Annotated in this window: 13 protein-coding genes and 1 pseudogene; 6 read left to right on the top strand and 8 right to left on the bottom strand. The window is 74.2% G+C overall.

Annotated features, from left to right (window positions below; genetic code table 11):
* Positions 1-10: 10 nt before the first annotated feature.
* The gene (locus ABZ920_RS14240; protein WP_361503329.1) at positions 11-787 is read left to right on the top strand and encodes a hypothetical protein; all 777 of its coding nucleotides are present in this window, start codon (positions 11-13) and stop codon (positions 785-787) included.
* A gap of 66 nt (positions 788-853) precedes the next feature.
* Here ABZ920_RS14240 and ABZ920_RS14235 read toward each other — a convergent pair whose 3' ends face one another.
* The 7 genes from ABZ920_RS14235 to ABZ920_RS14205 form a co-directional block, all read right to left on the bottom strand.
* Positions 854-1,663 carry an N-formylglutamate amidohydrolase gene (locus tag ABZ920_RS14235; protein ID WP_361503326.1) on the bottom strand — a complete coding sequence of 270 codons (810 nt, stop codon included), beginning with the start codon at positions 1,661-1,663 and terminating at the stop codon, positions 854-856.
* 101 nt (positions 1,664-1,764) lie between these two features.
* The gene (locus tag ABZ920_RS14230; RefSeq protein WP_361503536.1) at positions 1,765-2,925 is read right to left on the bottom strand and encodes a homoserine O-acetyltransferase; all 1,161 of its coding nucleotides are present in this window, start codon (positions 2,923-2,925) and stop codon (positions 1,765-1,767) included.
* Positions 2,922-4,283: a bifunctional o-acetylhomoserine/o-acetylserine sulfhydrylase gene (locus ABZ920_RS14225; protein ID WP_361503323.1), complete on the bottom strand. Its 1,362-nt coding sequence runs from the start codon at positions 4,281-4,283 to the stop codon at positions 2,922-2,924. The genes ABZ920_RS14230 and ABZ920_RS14225 overlap by 4 nt, the downstream gene beginning before the upstream one ends.
* 419 nt (positions 4,284-4,702) lie before the next feature.
* Entirely contained in the window at positions 4,703-6,922 is a 2,220-nt protein-coding gene (locus ABZ920_RS14220; protein ID WP_361503321.1) for an NADP-dependent isocitrate dehydrogenase, read from the bottom strand.
* A 151-nt stretch (positions 6,923-7,073) separates the two neighbouring features.
* Positions 7,074-7,493: a DUF4186 domain-containing protein gene (locus ABZ920_RS14215; protein ID WP_361503318.1), complete on the bottom strand. Its 420-nt coding sequence runs from the start codon at positions 7,491-7,493 to the stop codon at positions 7,074-7,076.
* 515 nt (positions 7,494-8,008) lie between these two features.
* Complete coding sequence (locus ABZ920_RS14210; protein ID WP_361503315.1) at positions 8,009-9,100, bottom strand: mechanosensitive ion channel family protein; 1,092 nt, start codon at positions 9,098-9,100, stop codon at positions 8,009-8,011.
* A gap of 437 nt (positions 9,101-9,537) precedes the next feature.
* Positions 9,538-10,296: a crotonase/enoyl-CoA hydratase family protein gene (locus ABZ920_RS14205; RefSeq protein ID WP_361503312.1), complete on the bottom strand. Its 759-nt coding sequence runs from the start codon at positions 10,294-10,296 to the stop codon at positions 9,538-9,540.
* 137 nt (positions 10,297-10,433) lie between these two features.
* Between ABZ920_RS14205 and ABZ920_RS14200 the strand changes: the two genes are divergently transcribed.
* The 3 genes from ABZ920_RS14200 to ykgO all read left to right on the top strand — a co-directional run bounded on the left by ABZ920_RS14200 (position 10,434) and on the right by ykgO (position 13,218).
* Positions 10,434-12,335, top strand: coding sequence for an ABC transporter ATP-binding protein (locus ABZ920_RS14200; protein ID WP_361503533.1), 1,902 nt, complete (start codon positions 10,434-10,436; stop codon positions 12,333-12,335).
* Between the two features lie 463 nt (positions 12,336-12,798).
* Positions 12,799-12,963 carry a 50S ribosomal protein L33 gene (rpmG, locus tag ABZ920_RS14195; RefSeq protein WP_361503309.1) on the top strand — a complete coding sequence of 55 codons (165 nt, stop codon included), beginning with the start codon at positions 12,799-12,801 and terminating at the stop codon, positions 12,961-12,963.
* Between the two features lie 132 nt (positions 12,964-13,095).
* Positions 13,096-13,218, top strand: coding sequence for a type B 50S ribosomal protein L36 (gene ykgO, locus ABZ920_RS14190; protein ID WP_361503306.1), 123 nt, complete (start codon positions 13,096-13,098; stop codon positions 13,216-13,218).
* A 328-nt stretch (positions 13,219-13,546) separates the two neighbouring features.
* Here the strand turns inward: ykgO and ABZ920_RS14185 are convergent, their stop codons facing one another.
* The gene (locus tag ABZ920_RS14185; RefSeq protein ID WP_361503303.1) at positions 13,547-15,277 is read right to left on the bottom strand and encodes a DEAD/DEAH box helicase; all 1,731 of its coding nucleotides are present in this window, start codon (positions 15,275-15,277) and stop codon (positions 13,547-13,549) included.
* 284 nt (positions 15,278-15,561) lie between these two features.
* On the opposite strand from ABZ920_RS14185, the gene ABZ920_RS14180 reads away from it, so the two are divergent.
* Positions 15,562-16,692: a hypothetical protein gene (locus ABZ920_RS14180; RefSeq protein WP_361503300.1), complete on the top strand. Its 1,131-nt coding sequence runs from the start codon at positions 15,562-15,564 to the stop codon at positions 16,690-16,692.
* 255 nt (positions 16,693-16,947) lie between these two features.
* Positions 16,948-17,283 (top strand): annotated as a pseudogene (locus tag ABZ920_RS14175) (zinc-binding dehydrogenase); the annotation flags it as partial.
* Positions 17,284-17,351 lie beyond the last annotated feature (68 nt).

Genomic DNA, 17,351 nt, shown 5'->3' with positions numbered 1-17,351 from the left:
ACCTTCGTCGATGACCACACAACCCCTACGCACCGAGCGCAGCGGTCCGCGGACCGCTTCCGTCGGGACCGGCCTGCCGTTCAAGCCTCAGCTCGTCAAAGCGGTGTTCAGGGACGTGACCTCGTTGCACGTCTCCCGGCCGGCCGCGTGGGCCGCGGCGTCGGTGACGCGGACCGTGCTGACGGAGATCATCGACGGCGCGAGAAGCGCAGCGGCCGAGGAGGCCAGGAAGAGGCTGATTCCCAAGGACCTCATCTCGGCGATCGACCGGAACGTCGAGGTGGAGGTGGGTTCGGCGTGGTACCTGCACAGCCCGACCTTCCACGGCCTGATGGGCGAGGTGCGCAACGCCGATGGTGCGCTCGTGTCTCTTCGCGAGCGCCGCGGGGCGCGTACACCGAGTGGTGTGGCCGGCGCCCACCGGTTCGAGGCCGGGGTGAGAAGGCTGCTGAGGAGCCGGGGGGTGAGGGCGGTCCCGGCGATGGTCCGCGACCTGGACGGAATCGCGAGCGTGTTCCTGACGGCCCTGGCCCGGGACGCGGCCAAGGTCGTCCGCGAGGGCGGGGTCAAGCAGTTCGCGACAGTCAGTCTGGTGGTGCCGGGCGAGCCGGCCCCGGCCCCGCTGCCCAAGGACCCCCTCCTCGCCCTGTCCACCCGCCGCGGGGACGGGCGGACTGTCGGCGGGGAAGACGTCCTGGCCGCCGTCACGATGCAGCTGTTCGGCGATCTCGGACAACGCGCCATCACCGAGGCAGCCGAGATGACACGGAACACGCCGGCCAGGTGATCGGGCCGCCGGCACCGCTGCTTCGCACGTCGCGCGGGCGGGCGTCGGCCGGCGGCTAGCCGGAGGTCAGGCCGGGACGGTGTCGACGAGGGCCGCCAGCGCCGCCGCGAGACGGTCCAGGCCCGGACCCGCCGGGCCGCCCGGCTCGGTCATGTAGGTGTCCCGGCGGATCTCCACCATCAGAGCGGTGACGCGGGGATCCGTGCCGTAGAACTCCAGCGGGACGTAGGTGCCGCCGAACGGGCTGTCCAGCCCGGTCTCCCCGCACTCCGCGAAGGCCTTCCGGGCCGCCTCGGCCAGCTCGCCCGGCGTGTGGAAGGCGTCGGTGCCCAGACACACGGGCGGCCGCGGTCCCTCGCCGTGCAGCTCGTAGGGCAGCGCGGTGGCGGGGTAGGAGTGGACGTCGACGACGACGGCCCGGCCCGTGGCGGCCAGCCGGCCGGCCACCGCCTCGGTCATCGCCCGCGCGTACGGGCGGAAGTAGCGCTCGACGAGCGGCTCCGGGTCGGTGCCGTCGGGCCTGAGCACCTCCCGGTGCGTGGTCCGGGTGTACACCGCGCCCATGCCGACGGCGAGCATCTCCTCGCGCTCGTCGGGGAACCGCTCCGGGTCGACGACCAGCTGCGACAGCCGGTTGACGAACCGCCAGGGGGTGACGCCCGACAGGCCGGCGGCCACGGCCGCGAGCTCCGCGGTGTGCGCGTCGGTGATGTGGTCCAGCTCCCGCTCCAGCGCCGGGTCGTCCAGCACGATGCCCGCGCGCACCGCGGGCGGTATCTCCCGCGCCGAGTGCGGTACGTGCAGGATCACGGGCGACTCCTCCGCACCGGGCAGGAGTTCGAACGAGGGTGGGGACGAGGGTGCGGTGGCGGGCACGGGCTGCTCCGGGTCAGGTCGTCGTGAGTGGGGCGCGGCAGGATCGTGCCACACGGAGATCATCGGCCATCGGCGGGTACGACGGTCTCCGGGCCCCGGGCTCACCCCGCTTCCAGCACCTCCCGCACCAGCGCGCCGACCTGTTCCGTCTCGATGAGGAACCCGTCGTGCCCGTACGGCGACTCGACCACCCGCAGGCGGTCCGCGCCCGGGACGAGCGCGGCGAGCTCCGCCTGCTGGGCGAGCGGGTACAGACGGTCCGAGTCGACCCCGGCCACCAGGGTGCGCGCGGTCACGCGGCGCAGTGCGGCGCGCGTGCCGCCCCGGCCGCGGCCGATGTCGTGGCTGTTCATCGCACGGGTGAGAGTGACGTACGATGCCGCGTCGAACCGCCGGACCAGCTTGTGCGCGTGGTGGTCGAGATAGGACTCCACCTGGTGGCGGCCGCCCCGCCACGGATCCTCCGCGTCCTGCGCCGACCGGCCGAACCGGGCCTCGAGCTCCGGCTCGCTGCGGTAGGTGACGTGGGCGATCCGGCGGGCCAGACCGAGACCGGCGTGCGGCCCGCGCCCGGTGTCGTGGTAGTCGCCGCGCTGCCAGTGCGGGTCGCTGCGGATGGCGTGCAGCTGGACGTTCGCCCAGGCGATCTGCTCGGCGCTCGCCGCCGCCGTCGTGGCGAGGAGCAGCAGCGCGCCCGTGCGCCCGGGATGCCCCACCGCCCATTCCAGGGCTCGCATCCCGCCCATCGAGCCCCCGACGACCAGCGCCCAGCGCTCGATGCCGAGGGCGTCGGCCAGCCGGACCTCGGCCGCGACCTGGTCCCGCTGGGTCAGGAACGGGAACGCCCCGCCCCAGCGCCGCCGCCCCTCGGGGTGCGGCGAGGCCGGGCCCGTGCTGCCCTGGCAGCCGCCCAGCACGTTCGGCGCGACCACGAACCAGCGGTCGGTGTCGAGCGCCCGGCCGGGCCCCACCAGCCCGTCCCACCAGCCCGGCGAGGGATGGCCGGCACCGGCGGGCCCGGCGACATGGCTGTCCCCGGTGAGTGCGTGCAGCACCAGCACGGCGTTGGAGCCGTCCGGTGCCGGCCGCCCCCACGTCTCGAACGCCAGCCGGGCGCCCGGCAGTTCACCGCCCGCCTCCAGCGGCAGCGGCTCGGCCGGCACATGCCACCGGCGGCGCCCGGGCGGGTCCCCCTCCCGCCAGGCCCCGGTGGCCGGCGGGAGGGGGACCGAGGCGTCCGCGGTGGCGAGGACGGCGCTCAGGACGCGCCCTTGGCCGCGCGGAAACCGGCCTCCAGGTCCGCCTTGAGGTCGTCGATTCCCTCCAGCCCCACCGACAGGCGCACCAGGCCCGGCGCGGCGCCCGTCGCCGCCAGCTCCTCCTCGGTCAGCTGGCTGTGTGTCGTGGACGCCGGGTGGATGATCAGGCTGCGTACGTCGCCGATGTTGGCGAGGTGGCTGAACAGCTCCACCGCGTCCACGAACCGCCTGCCCGCCTCGACGCCGTCGCGCAGCTCGAAGGACACCACGGCCCCGGCGCCGCGCGGCAGGTACTTCCGCGCCGCCTCGTGCCAGCGGCTGGACGGCAGCCCCGCGTAGTGCACGGCGGCGACCTCGTCGCGCTGCTCGAGCCACTGGGCGAGCGCCAGCGCGTTGGCGGAGTGCCGTTCGATGCGCAGGCTCAGCGTCTCCACGCCCTGCAGCAGCAGGAACGCGGAGTGCGGCGAGAGCGCCGGGCCGAGGTCGCGCAGCAGCTGCACGCGCAGCTTGGCCGCGAACGCGCCGGGGCCGAGAGCGGGCCAGTAGCGCAGCCCGTGGTAGCTGGGGTCGGGCTCGGTGAAGCCGGGGAACCGCTCGGGGTGCGCCCCGAAGTCGAAGGTGCCGCCGTCCACCACCACACCGGCGATCGTGGTGCCGTGCCCGCCGAGGAACTTGGTCGCCGAGTGCACGACGACGTCCGCGCCGTGCTCGATCGGCCGCAGCAGGTAGGGGGTGGGCACGGTGTTGTCGACGATCAGCGGCACGCCCGCCGCGTGCGCGACGTCCGCGACCGCCCGCACGTCGAGCACGTCGCCGCGCGGGTTGCCCAGCGTCTCCGCGAACAGCGCCTTGGTGTTCGGCCGGACCGCCGCCCGCCAGGCCTCCGGGTCGTCGGGGTCGTCGACGAACGACACCTCGACGCCGAGCCGCGGCAGGGTGTGCCGGAGCAGGTTGTACGTGCCGCCGTACAGGGACGTGCTGGAGACGATGTGGTCCCCGGCGCCCGCCAGCGTGAGGATCGCCAGGGTCTCGGCGGCCTGCCCGGATGCCAGCGCGACGGCCCCGACACCGCCCTCCAGCGCGGCGATCCGCTGCTCGAACACGTCCTGCGTGGGGTTGTGCAGGCGGGTGTAGATGTTGCCGGGCTCCGCCAGCGAGAACAGGTCGGCCGCGTGCTGGGTGTCCCGGAACTCGAACGACGTGGTCTGGTAGATCGGCGTCGCCCGCGCACCCGTCGCCGGGTCGGGGGCGGCGCCGGCGTGGATCTGCCGGGTCTCGAACGACCATGCTCCCGAGCCGGCTCCGGTGGGCGCGTGCTGGGGTGTGTGACCGGCGGTGACGGAGTCGACGGGCTGGCTCATGGTGCGGCTCCTTGAAGGAGGTGCGGAGTGCGGGGTGCGCGCGGCGGACCGCGGGATGCGTGACGGGACGTGCCCCCCGGCCGGCGTGCGGGCGCGCCCGCACGCGGGCACGCCGGTCTGCGGGCACGCGCGGTGCGCGGGCGGAGGGGGAGAGAAGAAGAGTGCCGGGGAAGCCGGAGCGGAGCGTCAGCTCGCGGCGCGACAGCCCATGGTGGTGACACGCGCGTAGTCGACGTGGCGGCGGGTCACGAGCAGGGTCATGCGAGGAGACAACCACGGGGGCGCGGGGCGCACCAGCACCTGGTTGAAGATGACATGAAGCCGTCACACAACGACTGCGCCCCGCCCCCCGGCGGTGTGCCGGGGAGCGGGGCGCAGCGGTCACGGGCCCCGTCGGGCCCGCCGGGTGGTCGCCCGCGTCAGCTCAGGGACGCCAGCGCCTCGTTCCAGGTGGCCGACGGGCGCATGACCTCGGCGGCCTTCGCCGGGTCGGGCTGGTAGTAGCCGCCGATCTCGGCCGGCTTGCCCTGGACGGCGACGAGCTCCTCGACGATCTTCTGCTCGTTGGCGGCGAGCGTCTCGGCGAGCGGCGCGAACGCCTTGGCCAGGTCGGCGTCCTCGGTCTGCCGCGCCAGCTCCTGCGCCCAGTACAGGGACAGGTAGAAGTGGCTGCCGCGGTTGTCGATGCCGCCGACGCGGCGGGTCGGGGACTTGTCCTCGTTCAGGAAGGTCGCCGTGGCCCGGTCGAGGGTGTCGGCGAGGATCTTGGCGCGGGTGTTGCCGGTGGCCTCGGCGTACTGCTCGAAGGACGGCACCAGGGCGAAGAACTCGCCGAGGGAGTCCCAGCGCAGGTAGTTCTCCTTGACCAGCTGCTGGACGTGCTTCGGCGCGGAACCGCCGGCGCCCGTCTCGAACAGGCCGCCGCCCGCCATCAGCGGGACGACCGACAGCATCTTGGCGCTGGTGCCCAGCTCCAGGATCGGGAAGAGGTCGGTCAGGTAGTCGCGGAGCACGTTGCCGGTGACGGAGATGGTGTTCTCGCCGCGGCGGATGCGCTCCACGGACAGCTTGGTGGCCTCGACGGGCGACAGGACGCGGATGTCCAGGCCCTCGGTGTCGTGCTCCGGCAGGTAGGCGTTGACCTTGGCGATCAGGTTGGCGTCGTGGGCGCGGGTCTCGTCCAGCCAGAACACCGCCGGGTCGCCGGTGGCGCGGGCGCGGGTGACGGCGAGCTTGACCCAGTCGCGGATCGGGGCGTCCTTGGTCTGGCAGGCGCGGAAGATGTCGCCCGCGGAGACGGTCTGCTCGATGACGGCATTGCCGTTGCCGTCGACGATGCGGACCGTGCCGGTGACCGGGATCTCGAACGTCTTGTCGTGGCTGCCGTACTCCTCGGCCTTCTGCGCCATCAGGCCCACGTTGGGGACGGAGCCCATGGTGGACGGGTCGTAGGCGCCGTTGGCGCGGCAGTCGTCGAGGACGGCCTGGTAGACGCCCGCGTAGCTGGAGTCCGGCAGGACCGCGAGGGTGTCGTGCTCCTGGCCGTCCGGGCCCCACATGTGGCCGGAGGTGCGGATCATGGCGGGCATGGAGGCGTCGACGATCACGTCGGAGGGCACGTGCAGGTTGGTGATGCCCTTGTCCGAGTCGACCATGGCCAGCTCCGGGCCCTCGGCGAGCTCGGCGTCGAAGGAGGCCTTGATCTCGGCGCCCTCCGGCAGGTTCTCCAGGCCCTTGAAGATGCCGCCCAGACCGTCGTTCGGGGTCAGGCCGGCCGCGGCGAGCACCTCGCCGTACTGTGCGAACGTCTTCGGGAAGAAGGCGCGCACCACGTGACCGAAGATGATCGGGTCGGAGACCTTCATCATCGTGGCCTTCAGGTGCACGGAGAACAGCACGCCCTCCTGCTTGGCCCGGGCGACCTGCGCGGCCAGGAACTCGCGCAGCGCGGCGACGCGCATGACGGAGGCGTCGACGACCTCGCCCTCGAGGACGGGCACGGACTCGCGCAGCACGGTGGTGGAGCCGTCGTCGCCGACCAGCTCGATGCGCAGGGTGCCGTCCTCGGCGACGACGACGGACTTCTCGGTGGAGCGGAAGTCGTTCTGGCCCATGGTCGCCACGTTGGTCCTGGACTCGGGGGTCCAGGCGCCCATGCGGTGCGGGTGGGTCTTGGCGTAGTTCTTGACCGAGGCGGGGGCGCGGCGGTCGGAGTTGCCCTCACGCAGGACCGGGTTCACGGCGGAGCCCTTGACCTTGTCGTAGCGGGCGCGGATCTCGCGCTCCTCGTCGGTCTTCGGGTCGTCCGGGTAGTCCGGCAGCGCGTAGCCCTGGCCCTGGAGCTCGGCGATCGCGGCCTTCAGCTGCGGGATGGACGCCGAGATGTTCGGCAGCTTGATGATGTTGGCCTCGGGCCTCTTGGCCAGCTCACCCAGCTCCGCCAGGGCGTCCGGAATCCGCTGGTCCTCGTTCAGGTACTCCGGGAACAAGGCGATGATGCGCCCGGCCAGCGAGATGTCGCGGGTCTCCACGGCGACGCCCGCCTGCGAGGCGTACGCCTGGACCACCGGCAGGAAGGAATACGTCGCCAGGGCCGGGGCCTCGTCAGTGTGTGTGTAGATGATGGTCGAGTCAGTCACCGGGTGCTCCGCTCCACGTCTGCAACATTGCTCGACATCAAGATATCTCGTGGGCGCCCCCGGCTCGACAGGGGTCCGGGCCGGATCCGCCCGGCCGGTCCGCACCGCCCGCGACCGCGGGCCGCCTCCCCGGCGGCGGCGCCCACCGCCGTCAGCGCGGCCCCGCCGCGGGCGCCTCGCCCGACAGCTCGCGCTGGATCCAGCGGCAGATCACGTCCACCACCCAGGCGCGCTCCGCGCGGCTCAGTTCCCGGCCCTTGGGGATGCCGTGCCAGCGCTGGAGACAGGTGCGGCAGCACGTGGCGGTCGCGTGCTGGGCGACGAAGACAGGGTGCCCCCGGTAGGGCGTCTGCTTGCCGTCCTTGTACGGCTCGGCCGGCGCCAGCCGCCTGGCGATCAGGTCGTAGGCGTGCCACCGCAGGGTGGAGGGGCCGTGCAGTTCGGCGGTGGCCCGGTCCCTTCCGCGCAGGTGGAACTTCGCGCGGAAGGGATGCCGGGCGACCTCGTCCAGCCGCCGGTCGATCGCGGCGACAGGCGCGGGGGGCGTCGTGGGGTCCGGGTCGGAAGTCATGATGGTTCGAGCATACGGACGGCACGGCGCCCGGATCCAAGACGTCGCACCGCCCGGCCCCAAGCACCCGGCTCCGATCACGCCGGCTCCGTTCGCGCCCGGCCCGGGCACCCGGCCCCAAGCACCCGGCTCCGATCACGCCGGCTCCGTTGGGGCCGGCCCCGGGCACCTGGCCCCAAGCACCCGGCTCTGTGCGCGGCGGCCTGCGGCGGTCGGTCCCGTGCGTGCGGGTCCGTGGGAGCCGGCTCCGTGCGTGGCGGTCTGCGGCGGCCGGCCCCGTGCGTGCGGGTCCGTGGGAGCCGGTCCCGTGCGTGGCGGCCTGCGGCGGCCGGCCCCGTGCGTGCCGCGGCCCGTGGCGGCCGCCCCCGTGTGCGTGGGTCCGCGGGCGGCCGGGCCGCGCAGGCCGGCCCGCGCAGGCCGGCGCGCACGGTCCCCGGGTGGGCCGGCGGGAGTCGGCGACTGGCGACGGCCGTCTCCGTCGCCAGTCGCCGACTGACGGCCGTCTCCGCCGCCCGTCAGTCGGCGACGGCCGTCTCCGCCGCCGCGTCGGCGTCGATGCGCTGGTGCGGGATGACGACGGAGCCCTGCTGCAGGGCGACGGTCCGCGTGGGCGCCGGGATGCGGATGCCCTCCTCGCGGTAGCGCCGGTGCAGGCGCTTGATGAACTCGTGCTTGATCCGGTACTGGTCGCTGAACTCGCCGACGCCCAGGATGACCGTGAAGCCGATCCGCGAGTCGCCGAAGGTGTGGAAGCGGATGGCCGGCTCGTGTTCCGGCAGGGCGCCGGTGATCTCGGTCATCACCTCGGCGATCACCTCGGTGGTCACCCGCTCGACGTGGTCGAGGTCGCTCTCGTAGCCGACCCCCACCTGCACCAGGATCGTCAGCTCCTGCTCGGGCCGCGTGTAGTTGGTCATGTTCGTCTTCGCGAGCTGCCCGTTGGGGATGACGACCAGGTTGTTGGACAGCTGGCGGACCGTGGTCTGCCGCCAGTTGATGTCCTCGACGTAGCCCTCCTCGCCGGTGCTCAGCCGGATGTAGTCGCCCGGCTGCACGGTCCGGGAGGCGAGGATGTGGACGCCGGCGAAGAGGTTGGCCAGGGTGTCCTGCAGGGCGAGTGCCACGGCCAGGCCGCCGACACCGAGGGCGGTGAGCAGCGGCGCGATGGAGATGCCGAGCGTCTGCAGCACGATCAGGAAGCCGATCGCCAGCACCAGGACGCGGGTGATGTTGACGAAGATCGTGGCCGACCCGGCCACGCCGGAGCGGGACGTGGTGACCGTCCGCACCAGGCCGGCGATCACCCGGGCCGCCGTCAGCGTCGTCACGAAGATCAGCAGCACGCTCAGCGTCTGGTTCACGTTGTGCTGCACGGTCCGGGTCACCGGCAGCACCGCCGCCGCGGCGGCCGCGCCGCCCGCGACCGCCGCCCACGGGACCACCGTGCGCAGCGCGTCCACGATGACGTCGTCACCGCTCCAGCGGGTGCGGCCGGCGTGCTTGCCCAGCCAGCGCAGCAGCATGCGCAGCAGGAAGGCCGCCACCAGGCCGGCGGCCAGGGCGACGCCGGCGAGGAGGAGGTCGTCGAGGGTCAGTGCGCGGCTCATCGGTCACCTCCGGGAAGACGCGCTGCGGCGCACGGGGCCGCCGACGGCCGGATGTGGAGTTGCGTCACGAGTTGTCACCTGCTCGGTTCCGGGATGTGCGAGCGCGCCGGCCGGCGCTCCCGCTGGGGGAGGCCGGCTCCCGGCGCACTCGCACATCCTGCCGTACCCGGCAGGGCAGTTCGTACCGGGACCGGCGGCTTCCGGTGGACCGGAGGGGTGCCGATCCGACGGACGGAAGCGACCCGTCCGCCTGTTCGGTCCGCACGGCTTCGCCGCGGGACACGGACTCCGGCCACCCTCCGCACCCGGCGCGACGGGCGGACTCCAAGCGGCCCCGCGCGGCCGTGCCCGCGACCTACTGCCCGGTCGCGGCCTACTGGCCGGCCGCGGTGGGCGCGGGAGTCCGCCGCGCCGGCGCCGGCGGGCCGGGCCGCGCCTCAGGTGAGGGAACCGTGCCGTCCCGCGCCCGCGGCGAACCGGGCGGCGCCCTCCGTGGCCCGCGCCAGGACGCCCGCACCGTGGCGCAGCTCGCTCCGCAGGGCGCTCTCCTCGCCGAGGCCCTCCTGGGCGAGGACCGAGGCCCGGTCGGAGCGCAGGCAGTCCTGCGGGAACCGTGCGATCGAGGCGGCGAGTTGCTCGGCCTCGGCACGGGCCCGCCCGGTGGGAACGACCCGGTTCGCCAGCCCCATCTCGTACGCCTCACGCGCCGGGACCGGGCGTCCGGTGAGGATCATGTCCAGCGCCCGGCTCGTGCCGATCAGCCGCGGCAGCCGTACCGTGCCGCCGTCGATCAGCGGCACGCCCCAACGGCGGCAGAACACCCCGAACACGGCGTCCTCCTCGGCGACCCGCAGGTCGCACCACAGGGCCAGTTCCAGTCCGCCGGCCACGGCGTGTCCCGCGACCGCCGCGACGACCGGTTTGGACAGCCGCATGCGCGTCGGCCCCATCGGGCCGTCCCCCTCCTCGGCGACCCGGTTCCCGCGGTCGGTGCCGATCGCCTTCAGGTCCGCGCCCGCGCAGAACGTGCCGCCCTCGCCCCACAGCACCGCCACCCGGGCGTCCTCGTCGGCCTCGAAGTCAGTGAAGGCGGCGGCGAGTTCGGCCGCGGTCGGGCCGTCCACCGCGTTGCGTGCCTCGGGGCGGGAGAGGATCACGGTGGTGACGTGACCCCGGTGCTCGATCCTGACCGGCATGGCGGCGGCCTCCTCCTGCGCGTGACGGGACGGGCAGGCTACTCCCCGGTCACCCCGCCGGACATCGGCGCCACGGGTTCCCCGGCCCGGCGCATTGACCTCAACGTTGCTCCAGGTTCTAGGTTCGTCCCATGAGTATGGAGACCACCGCCTGGACGCAGCTGCACAGCGTCATGACCGCCGAGCAGGAGCGCCGCCCGTTCGCCCGCGCGACCCTGCGCCGCATCGGCGCCTTCGCCCGGCCGCACCGCCGCCGCATCGTGTACTTCGTCGCCCTCGGGGTGGTGACCGCCCTGCTCGCCGTGGCGACGCCGCTGCTCGCGGGCCGCGTCGTCGACGCCATCGTCTCGGGCGGCGACGAGGGCACGGTCGTACGCCTGGCCCTGCTGATCGCCCTGCTCGCGGTGGCCGAGGGAGTCCTCGGCATCCTCGGGCGGCGGCTGTCGGCGACGCTCGGGGAGGGGCTCATCCTCGACCTGCGGACGGCCGTGTTCGACCATGTGCAGCGCATGCCGGTCGCGTTCTTCACGCGGACACGCACGGGAGCGCTCGTCTCCCGGCTGAACAACGACGTCATCGGCGCCCAGCGCGCGTTCAGCAACACCCTGTCCGGTGTGGTGAGCAACATCGTCACGCTCGTGCTCACGCTCGCCGTCATGCTCACCCTGTCCTGGCAGATCACGCTGCTGGCGCTGGTGCTGCTGCCGGTGTTCGTGGTGCCGGCCCGGCGGATGGGCAGCCGGATGGCCCGCATGCAGAGGGAGGCGGCCACGCTCAACGCGGCGATGGGCACCCGGATGACCGAGCGCTTCTCGGCCCCCGGCGCCACCCTGGTCAAGCTGTTCGGCCGCCCCGAGGAGGAGTCGGTGGAGTTCGCGGCCCGGGCCCGCCGGGTGCGCGACATCGGCATCCGCACGGCGACCGCCCAGTCGGCGTTCATCACCGCGCTCACGCTGGTGTCCTCCCTGGCGCTGGCCCTCGTCTACGGTCTCGGCGGGTTCTTCGCGCTGCGCGGCACCCTGGACGCGGGCGCCGTCGTGTCCCTGGCCCTGCTGCTGACGCGCCTGTACGCGCCGCTCACCGCGCTGGCCGGCGCGCGCGTGGAGGTGATGAGCGCCCTGGTCAGCTTCGAGCGGGTCTTCGAGGTGCTGGACCTGAAGCCGCTGATCGAGGAGAAGCCGGACGCCCGCGAGGTGCCCGAGGGGCCGGTCGCCGTGGAGTTCGACGACGTCCGCTTCGGCTACCCGTCCGCCGACAAGGTGTCCCTGGCCTCGCTGGAGGAGGTGGCGACCCTCGACACCCGCGGCGGCGCCGAGGTGCTGCACGGGGTCTCCTTCCGCGCGGAAGCAGGCCAGACGGTCGCGCTCGTCGGCTCCTCCGGCGCCGGCAAGTCGACCGTCGCCCAGCTGCTGCCGCGGCTGTACGACGTCGACGCGGGCGCCGTGCGCGTCGGCGGTGTCGACGTCCGCGACCTGAGCTCCGCCTCCCTGCGGGCGACCCTCGGCATGGTCACCCAGGACGGGCACCTCTTCCACGACACGGTGCGCGCCAACCTGCTGCTGGCCCGGCCGACGGCGACCGAGGAGGAGCTGTGGGACGCCCTGCGCCGGGCCCGCCTGGACGACCTCGTCCGCTCCCTGCCCGACGGCCTCGACACCGTCGTCGGCGAACGCGGCTACCGCCTGTCCGGCGGCGAGCGCCAGCGCATGACCATCGCCCGGCTGCTGCTGGCCCGCCAGCGCGTGGTCATCCTCGACGAGGCGACCGCCCACCTCGACAACACCTCGGAGGCGGCGGTCCAGGAAGCGCTCACCGAGGCGCTGGAGGGCCGGACCGCGGTGGTGATCGCCCACCGGCTGTCCACGGTGCGCACCGCCGACCTGATCCTCGTCGTGGAGGGCGGCCGCATCGTCGAGCGGGGCACGCACAGCGAACTCCTCGCGGCCGGCGGCCGGTACGCGGAGCTGTACCGGACGCAGTTCGAGCAGCAGCGCGACGAGGTGGCGGGCGCCGAGCCGGCGGGGGAGGCGGTCGCCTGAGGGCCCGTACCCCGCACACGGGCCCTGCCCCGCGACGCACGCCCGGCACGCTCCGCCGGGCTCTTCGAGCAGGGGCCCCACCCCCGGCCCACCGCACGCCCGGATGCCCGAGTACTCCGGTACCCGGGCATCCGGGCGTTCCGCCAGGAGTACGCACCGGCCGCCCCACGGACGCCGGTGTCGCCGCCCCGGCGTCCCCGGCGGGACCGGACTGCCGGGGGCAACCGCCCGCGCCGCGGGGTGACGTGCGCGACGGAATGTGCGGCGGCGCCTCTTGACGCCGAAAAGAGCCTCCGGACGCTCGCGCGGGGCGGGCGGGCGGGAGGCGACGCGGGGCGGGACAGCAGCCGTTGCCCCGCCTCCGCAGCCGGGCGGGAATGCCACGGCCGGGGACATGGTTGAACCGGACGTAGCTGACATGCGCGGACCAGAAGTCCGTGATGTGGGCGAAAGGAGAGGCATCGTGGCACGCAACACCACCCGTCCGGTCGTCACCCTGAAGTCGACGGCCGGCACCGGCGTCACCTACGTGACGCGCAAGAACCGTCTCAACGACCCCGACCGGCTGGTCCTGCGCAAGTACGACCCGGTGGCGGGGGAGCACGTCCCGTTCCGCGAGGTGCGGTGATCCGGACGGTAAGGGCCGCCGCCGCCCGGTGGCCGGCCGCCGCCGGGCAGAACCGAGCCGGGCATCCGTCCCGAGTCCCGCGCCGCCGGTGACCGGGGGCCCGTCCGGCGCCCAGTACGGGAAGGACGTGTCATGAAGGTCCGCAACTCACTGCGTTCGCTGAAGTCCAGGCCCGGCGCGCAGGTGGTACGCCGCCGGGGTGTGACGTTCGTGATCAACAAGAAGGACCCGCGCTTCAAGGCCCGCCAGGGCTGAGCCGGGCGCGCGTCCCCGACAGGCCCGGTCCCCGCGACCCGCGGGGGCCGGGCCTGTCGTTGCCCGCCCCCGGCCCGCCGGCCGCCGAGCACCGCGCCGGTCGTGGGGCACCGCGGTGAGGGAGGGTACCGGGCCGGCCCGTGGAACGTTCCGGCTGCGTCGTGAGCGCGAGCGTACGTGCCGCAAAGGCGGGTCGGGCGGCCCCGCCGCGCGCACAGCAGGGCAACGCGGCGGTGGCGCCCGGCTCGCCGGCCGGCTCGTACGCCGGGACGCCGGGGCCGCGGAACGGAGCGGGACTCCACCGGCGCGCACAGGGCCGGGCGCATGGCTACCGCAGGTGCGTGCGTTCCCTGCGGACGGTGGGTCTCCTGCCCTTGATGGTGGTGCCCCGCAGCGCGCGGATGACGTCGTCGGCGGCCGACTCGGGGACCTCGACCAGGGAGAACCGGTCGGCGATCTCTATGCCGCCGATGTCCCGGCTCTCCAGGGCCGTCTCCCCGACAACGGCGCCGAACAGGTCCTGCGGACGGATGCCGGAGGTGCGTCCGGCACCGACGAACAGACGCGTCATGCCTTGCGTCGGGACCCGGCCGCCGCGGGAGGCGGGCCTGTCCCGCCGGTCACGGCCGCCGACGGCGCGCTGCTGCGGCCGGAAGGAGGCCTGGGGGATCTCCTCCTCGTCCCCGCCGTCCATCTCACCGGCTTCGTGGGCGAGCTTGACCGCGGCCAGGGCCACGTCCATCACGTCGAACTCCTCGGTGAGCGGTTCGACCACCCCGCGGAAGGGTTCGTAGCCGTCCTCCACGAGGGTCTCGCGCAGCGCGGCCCGGGTGAGCTCCATGCGGTGGGCCCGGAGATCGGCGACGGTGGGCAGCGCCTGCACGTCGATGGTCCGCCGGGTGGCCCGCTCGATCGTCTTGAGCGTGCGGTGCTCACGGGGCTCGACGAGGGTGACGGCGACGCCGGCCCGGCCGGCACGGCCGACCCGGCCGATGCGGTGCACATACGATTCGGGCGCGCTGGGGAGGTCGTAGTTGACCACGTGGCTGAGGTTCTCGATGTCCAGGCCGCGCGCGGCGACGTCGGTGGCCACCAGCAGGTCGGCCGTCCCGGCGCGCAGCCGGCCCATCACGCGGTCGCGCTGCTCCTGGCTCATGCCGCCGTGCAGCGGCTCGGCCCGGTAGCCGCGGCCGTTGAGTGTGTCGGCGAGGTGGTCGACCTGGTCCCGGGTGCGGCAGAACACCAGGGCCGCCGTGGGCGTCTCGATGTCCAGGATCCGCCCGAGCGCCGCGGGCTTGTGCGAGCGGGGGACGACATACGCGGTCTGCCGCACCAGCGGTGCCTCGCCCTCGGCCGGCGCCGGGCGCTCGATGCGGATGCGCACCGGATCCTGGAGGTGGCGGCGGGCCATCTTCTCGATCCGCGCCGGCATCGTGGCGGAGAACAGCACCGTCTGGCGGTTCTCCGGCGTGTCGTCCAGGATCGCCTCGATGTCCTCGGCGAATCCCATGTCCAGCATCTCGTCGGCCTCGTCGAGCACCACGGTGCCCAGGTGGTCCAGGCGCAGGCTGCCGCGGCCGATGTGGTCCAGCGCGCGTCCGGGGGTGGCGACGACGACGTCGACGCCCCGGTCCAGTGCCCGCAGCTGGTGCGCCATCGACTGCCCGCCGTAGACGGGCAGCACCCGGGTGCCCAGCTCCTGGCCGTAGCGGTGGATCGCCTCAGAGGTCTGAACGGCCAGCTCCCGGGTGGGGACGAGCACCAGTGCGGCCGGGGACGCTCCCCGTCCGTCGGGCGGGGTGCGGTCGAGCAGGGGCAGGGCGAAGGCCGCGGTCTTGCCTGTCCCGGTCGCCGCCTGGCCGATGAGGTCCTGGCCCTCCAGCAGCGGCGGGATGGCCTCCCGCTGGATCGGCGTGGGCTCCTCGTACCCCAGGCCGGACAACGCGTGCAGCAGTTCGTCCCGCAGACGCAGATCGGGGAAACCAGCCGGCTCTTCGGAGGACTGTCCCTGGTAGGCCTGTCCTTCGGACGCCGGTTCCATGGATGCCTGGGAGGCCATGTCCGCACTCCTTCGGTGGCCGGGCCCAGATCCACCGGCGACAGCGTCCGCCCTTCCGGGGAGCGCTCCACCGGCCTGGGACCCTTCCAGCGTAGGGCACCGCCCCGCCCCACGGCGGGGCCGCACACTCCCGCCCGCGCCGGGGCGGCGCGACGCCGCGCACAGGCTCCAGGGGCTGTGGTCCGTACGGAACCGAGCCGGCTGGGTGCCTGCGAGGAAACGTGCACCGGTTGGGGTCTGCGGCCGGGGGGACTCGGGCTTGGCAGACACCGGAGGGAGGGCCCGTGAGACTGTCTTTCCTCGATCCCCTCTACGCCGCCGAAGGCCCCGTCGCGAGCGTCTGCCTGGACACCTCGCGCGACATCGACGATCCGGACCGGGCCATCGAGCTGCGGTGGAGGCACGCACGGGAGAAGCTGGCCGCCGAGGGAGCGGACCGGGCGACGCTGTCCGCGCTGGGCGGCGGGGTCGGCGCGGACCGGGACGTGGACGGCCCGCACGGCCAGGCGCTGTTCGCCGCCGACGGGCAGGTGCTCCTGGCCCAGGAACTTCCCCGCCCGCCCGAGCGCGACACCGCCCGCTACAGCCGGCTCCCCGACGCCATGCCGCTGGCCGTGCAGCGCGCGCCCGACATCTCCTACCTGGCGGTGGTCATCAGCCGGGAGGGGCCGGCCGACGCCGGCCCCGGCGCCGGTCCCTCGGGGGAAGCCGACTCCGTCGTGGCCTCCCTGCAGGCGGGCCGCTGGCCGGCCAGCACGGTCGCGCCGCAGCCGGTCTCCTCCTACGCGATGCCCGCCGCACAGTGGCAGCAGGGCGCGGTGCGCGTCACGGAGGCGGCGGAGCGGGCGGTCCGCGACCACGGCAGCGAAGTGATCGTGGTGTGGGCCCAGCAGGGCGACCCGTGGCCCAGGGGCGTGTTCGTCAACCGACTGCCCCCCGAACTGCACGAACGCGTGATCACCGTGGACGGCGAGGAGCCGCCCCGGGCCGCGCCGGGGCGCGCCCTGCTGGAGCAGGACCTCGCGAACCTGCTCGATGGCCGGCTCGGCGACCGGGACCGCACCCACTTCGACCGGTACCTGGCGCAACGCTCCCGTCACCGGGCCTCGTGCGAGGGCATGGCCGCGGCTGTGCGCGCGTTGCAGCGCGGCCAGGTGCAGGCGCTGTTCGTCAACGATCAGCCCGGTCCGTCTCCGGCGCGGCTGTGGACGGGACCGGAGCCGACGCACATCGCCCTGTCCGCGGAGGAACTCGAGGCGTTCGGGGCTCCCGCAGTGGCCCAGGAGCCGGCCGACGCGCTGCTGATCCGGGCGGCCGCTCACACCGGCGCCGAGTTGGTGGTGGTGCCGTACGAGGAACTGGCCCTCGACGACGGCGTCGGAGCACTCCTGCGCTACACCACGCCCGCGCCTTAGGCGGGATGGCTACCGGGCGATCCTGTTCACGCCCTGCCCGGCCCCCGGACCCGTGCTGCTGCGGTCACGGCGGGGCAACCTGGTGCAGTCGCGATCCCCGGATCTGGTGCGCGCGGCCTACAGCCTGCCCGACGGCCTGGTCGTCGACGGCGAGCTGGTGATCCGGTCTGGTGGGCGACTCTCCTTCGAGGCGCTCCAGCGGCGGGCGGCTTCCGGCGGCCGGACCGCGGCCCGGCTCGCCGAGGAGACGCCGGCAACGTGGCCGTCGAGTGCGTCGGCCGGGCGAGCACGATCCGCACCGCCTGGGACTCCACACGGCGCGGTGGCCGCACCACCGTCGTCGGCATCGGGGCAAGGACCAGGAGGCCGCCTTCAGCGCCCTGGAGATCTTCCACTGGGGCCGGACCCTCTCCGGCTGCGTCTACGGCACCTCCGATCCGGCCCGGGAGCTGCCGGTGCCGGCCGAGCACTTCGGGGCGGGCCGCCTCGACCTGGGCGCGCTGGTGACGGAGCGCATCGCCCTGGGCGGCATCCAAGGCCGTCTTCGACAACATGCTGGCCGGCAAGGGAGGACGGGCCCTGGTGGTCTTCCAGGGCCCGTCGGGGCACTGGCCCCGGCCCGCCGAGCACCCCGGCCTCCCCGCGAGGCCGGGGCCCGT

Origin of the sequence: Streptomyces sp. NPDC046831 (genome assembly GCF_040645305.1) — a bacterium.
In the GTDB taxonomy this organism is placed as follows: Bacteria; Actinomycetota; Actinomycetes; order Streptomycetales; family Streptomycetaceae; genus Streptomyces.
The sequence above is the reverse complement of the archived record's forward strand: the minus strand, read 5'-3'. Positions and strand labels throughout refer to the sequence as shown.

Excerpts from the sequence above, each read along its gene's own strand:
- ABZ920_RS14240 (WP_361503329.1), top strand. The coding sequence starts at position 11 with ATGACCACACAACCCCTACGCACCGAGCGCAGCGGTCCGCGGACCGCT.
- ABZ920_RS14225 (WP_361503323.1), bottom strand. The coding sequence starts at position 4,283 with ATGAGCCAGCCCGTCGACTCCGTCACCGCCGGTCACACACCCCAGCAC.
- ABZ920_RS14215 (WP_361503318.1), bottom strand. The coding sequence starts at position 7,493 with ATGACTTCCGACCCGGACCCCACGACGCCCCCCGCGCCTGTCGCCGCG.
- ABZ920_RS14210 (WP_361503315.1), bottom strand. The coding sequence starts at position 9,100 with ATGAGCCGCGCACTGACCCTCGACGACCTCCTCCTCGCCGGCGTCGCC.
- ABZ920_RS14205 (WP_361503312.1), bottom strand. The coding sequence starts at position 10,296 with ATGCCGGTCAGGATCGAGCACCGGGGTCACGTCACCACCGTGATCCTC.
- ABZ920_RS14200 (WP_361503533.1), top strand. The coding sequence starts at position 10,434 with ATGGAGACCACCGCCTGGACGCAGCTGCACAGCGTCATGACCGCCGAG.
- ykgO (WP_361503306.1), top strand. The coding sequence starts at position 13,096 with ATGAAGGTCCGCAACTCACTGCGTTCGCTGAAGTCCAGGCCCGGCGCG.
- ABZ920_RS14185 (WP_361503303.1), bottom strand. The coding sequence starts at position 15,277 with ATGGCCTCCCAGGCATCCATGGAACCGGCGTCCGAAGGACAGGCCTAC.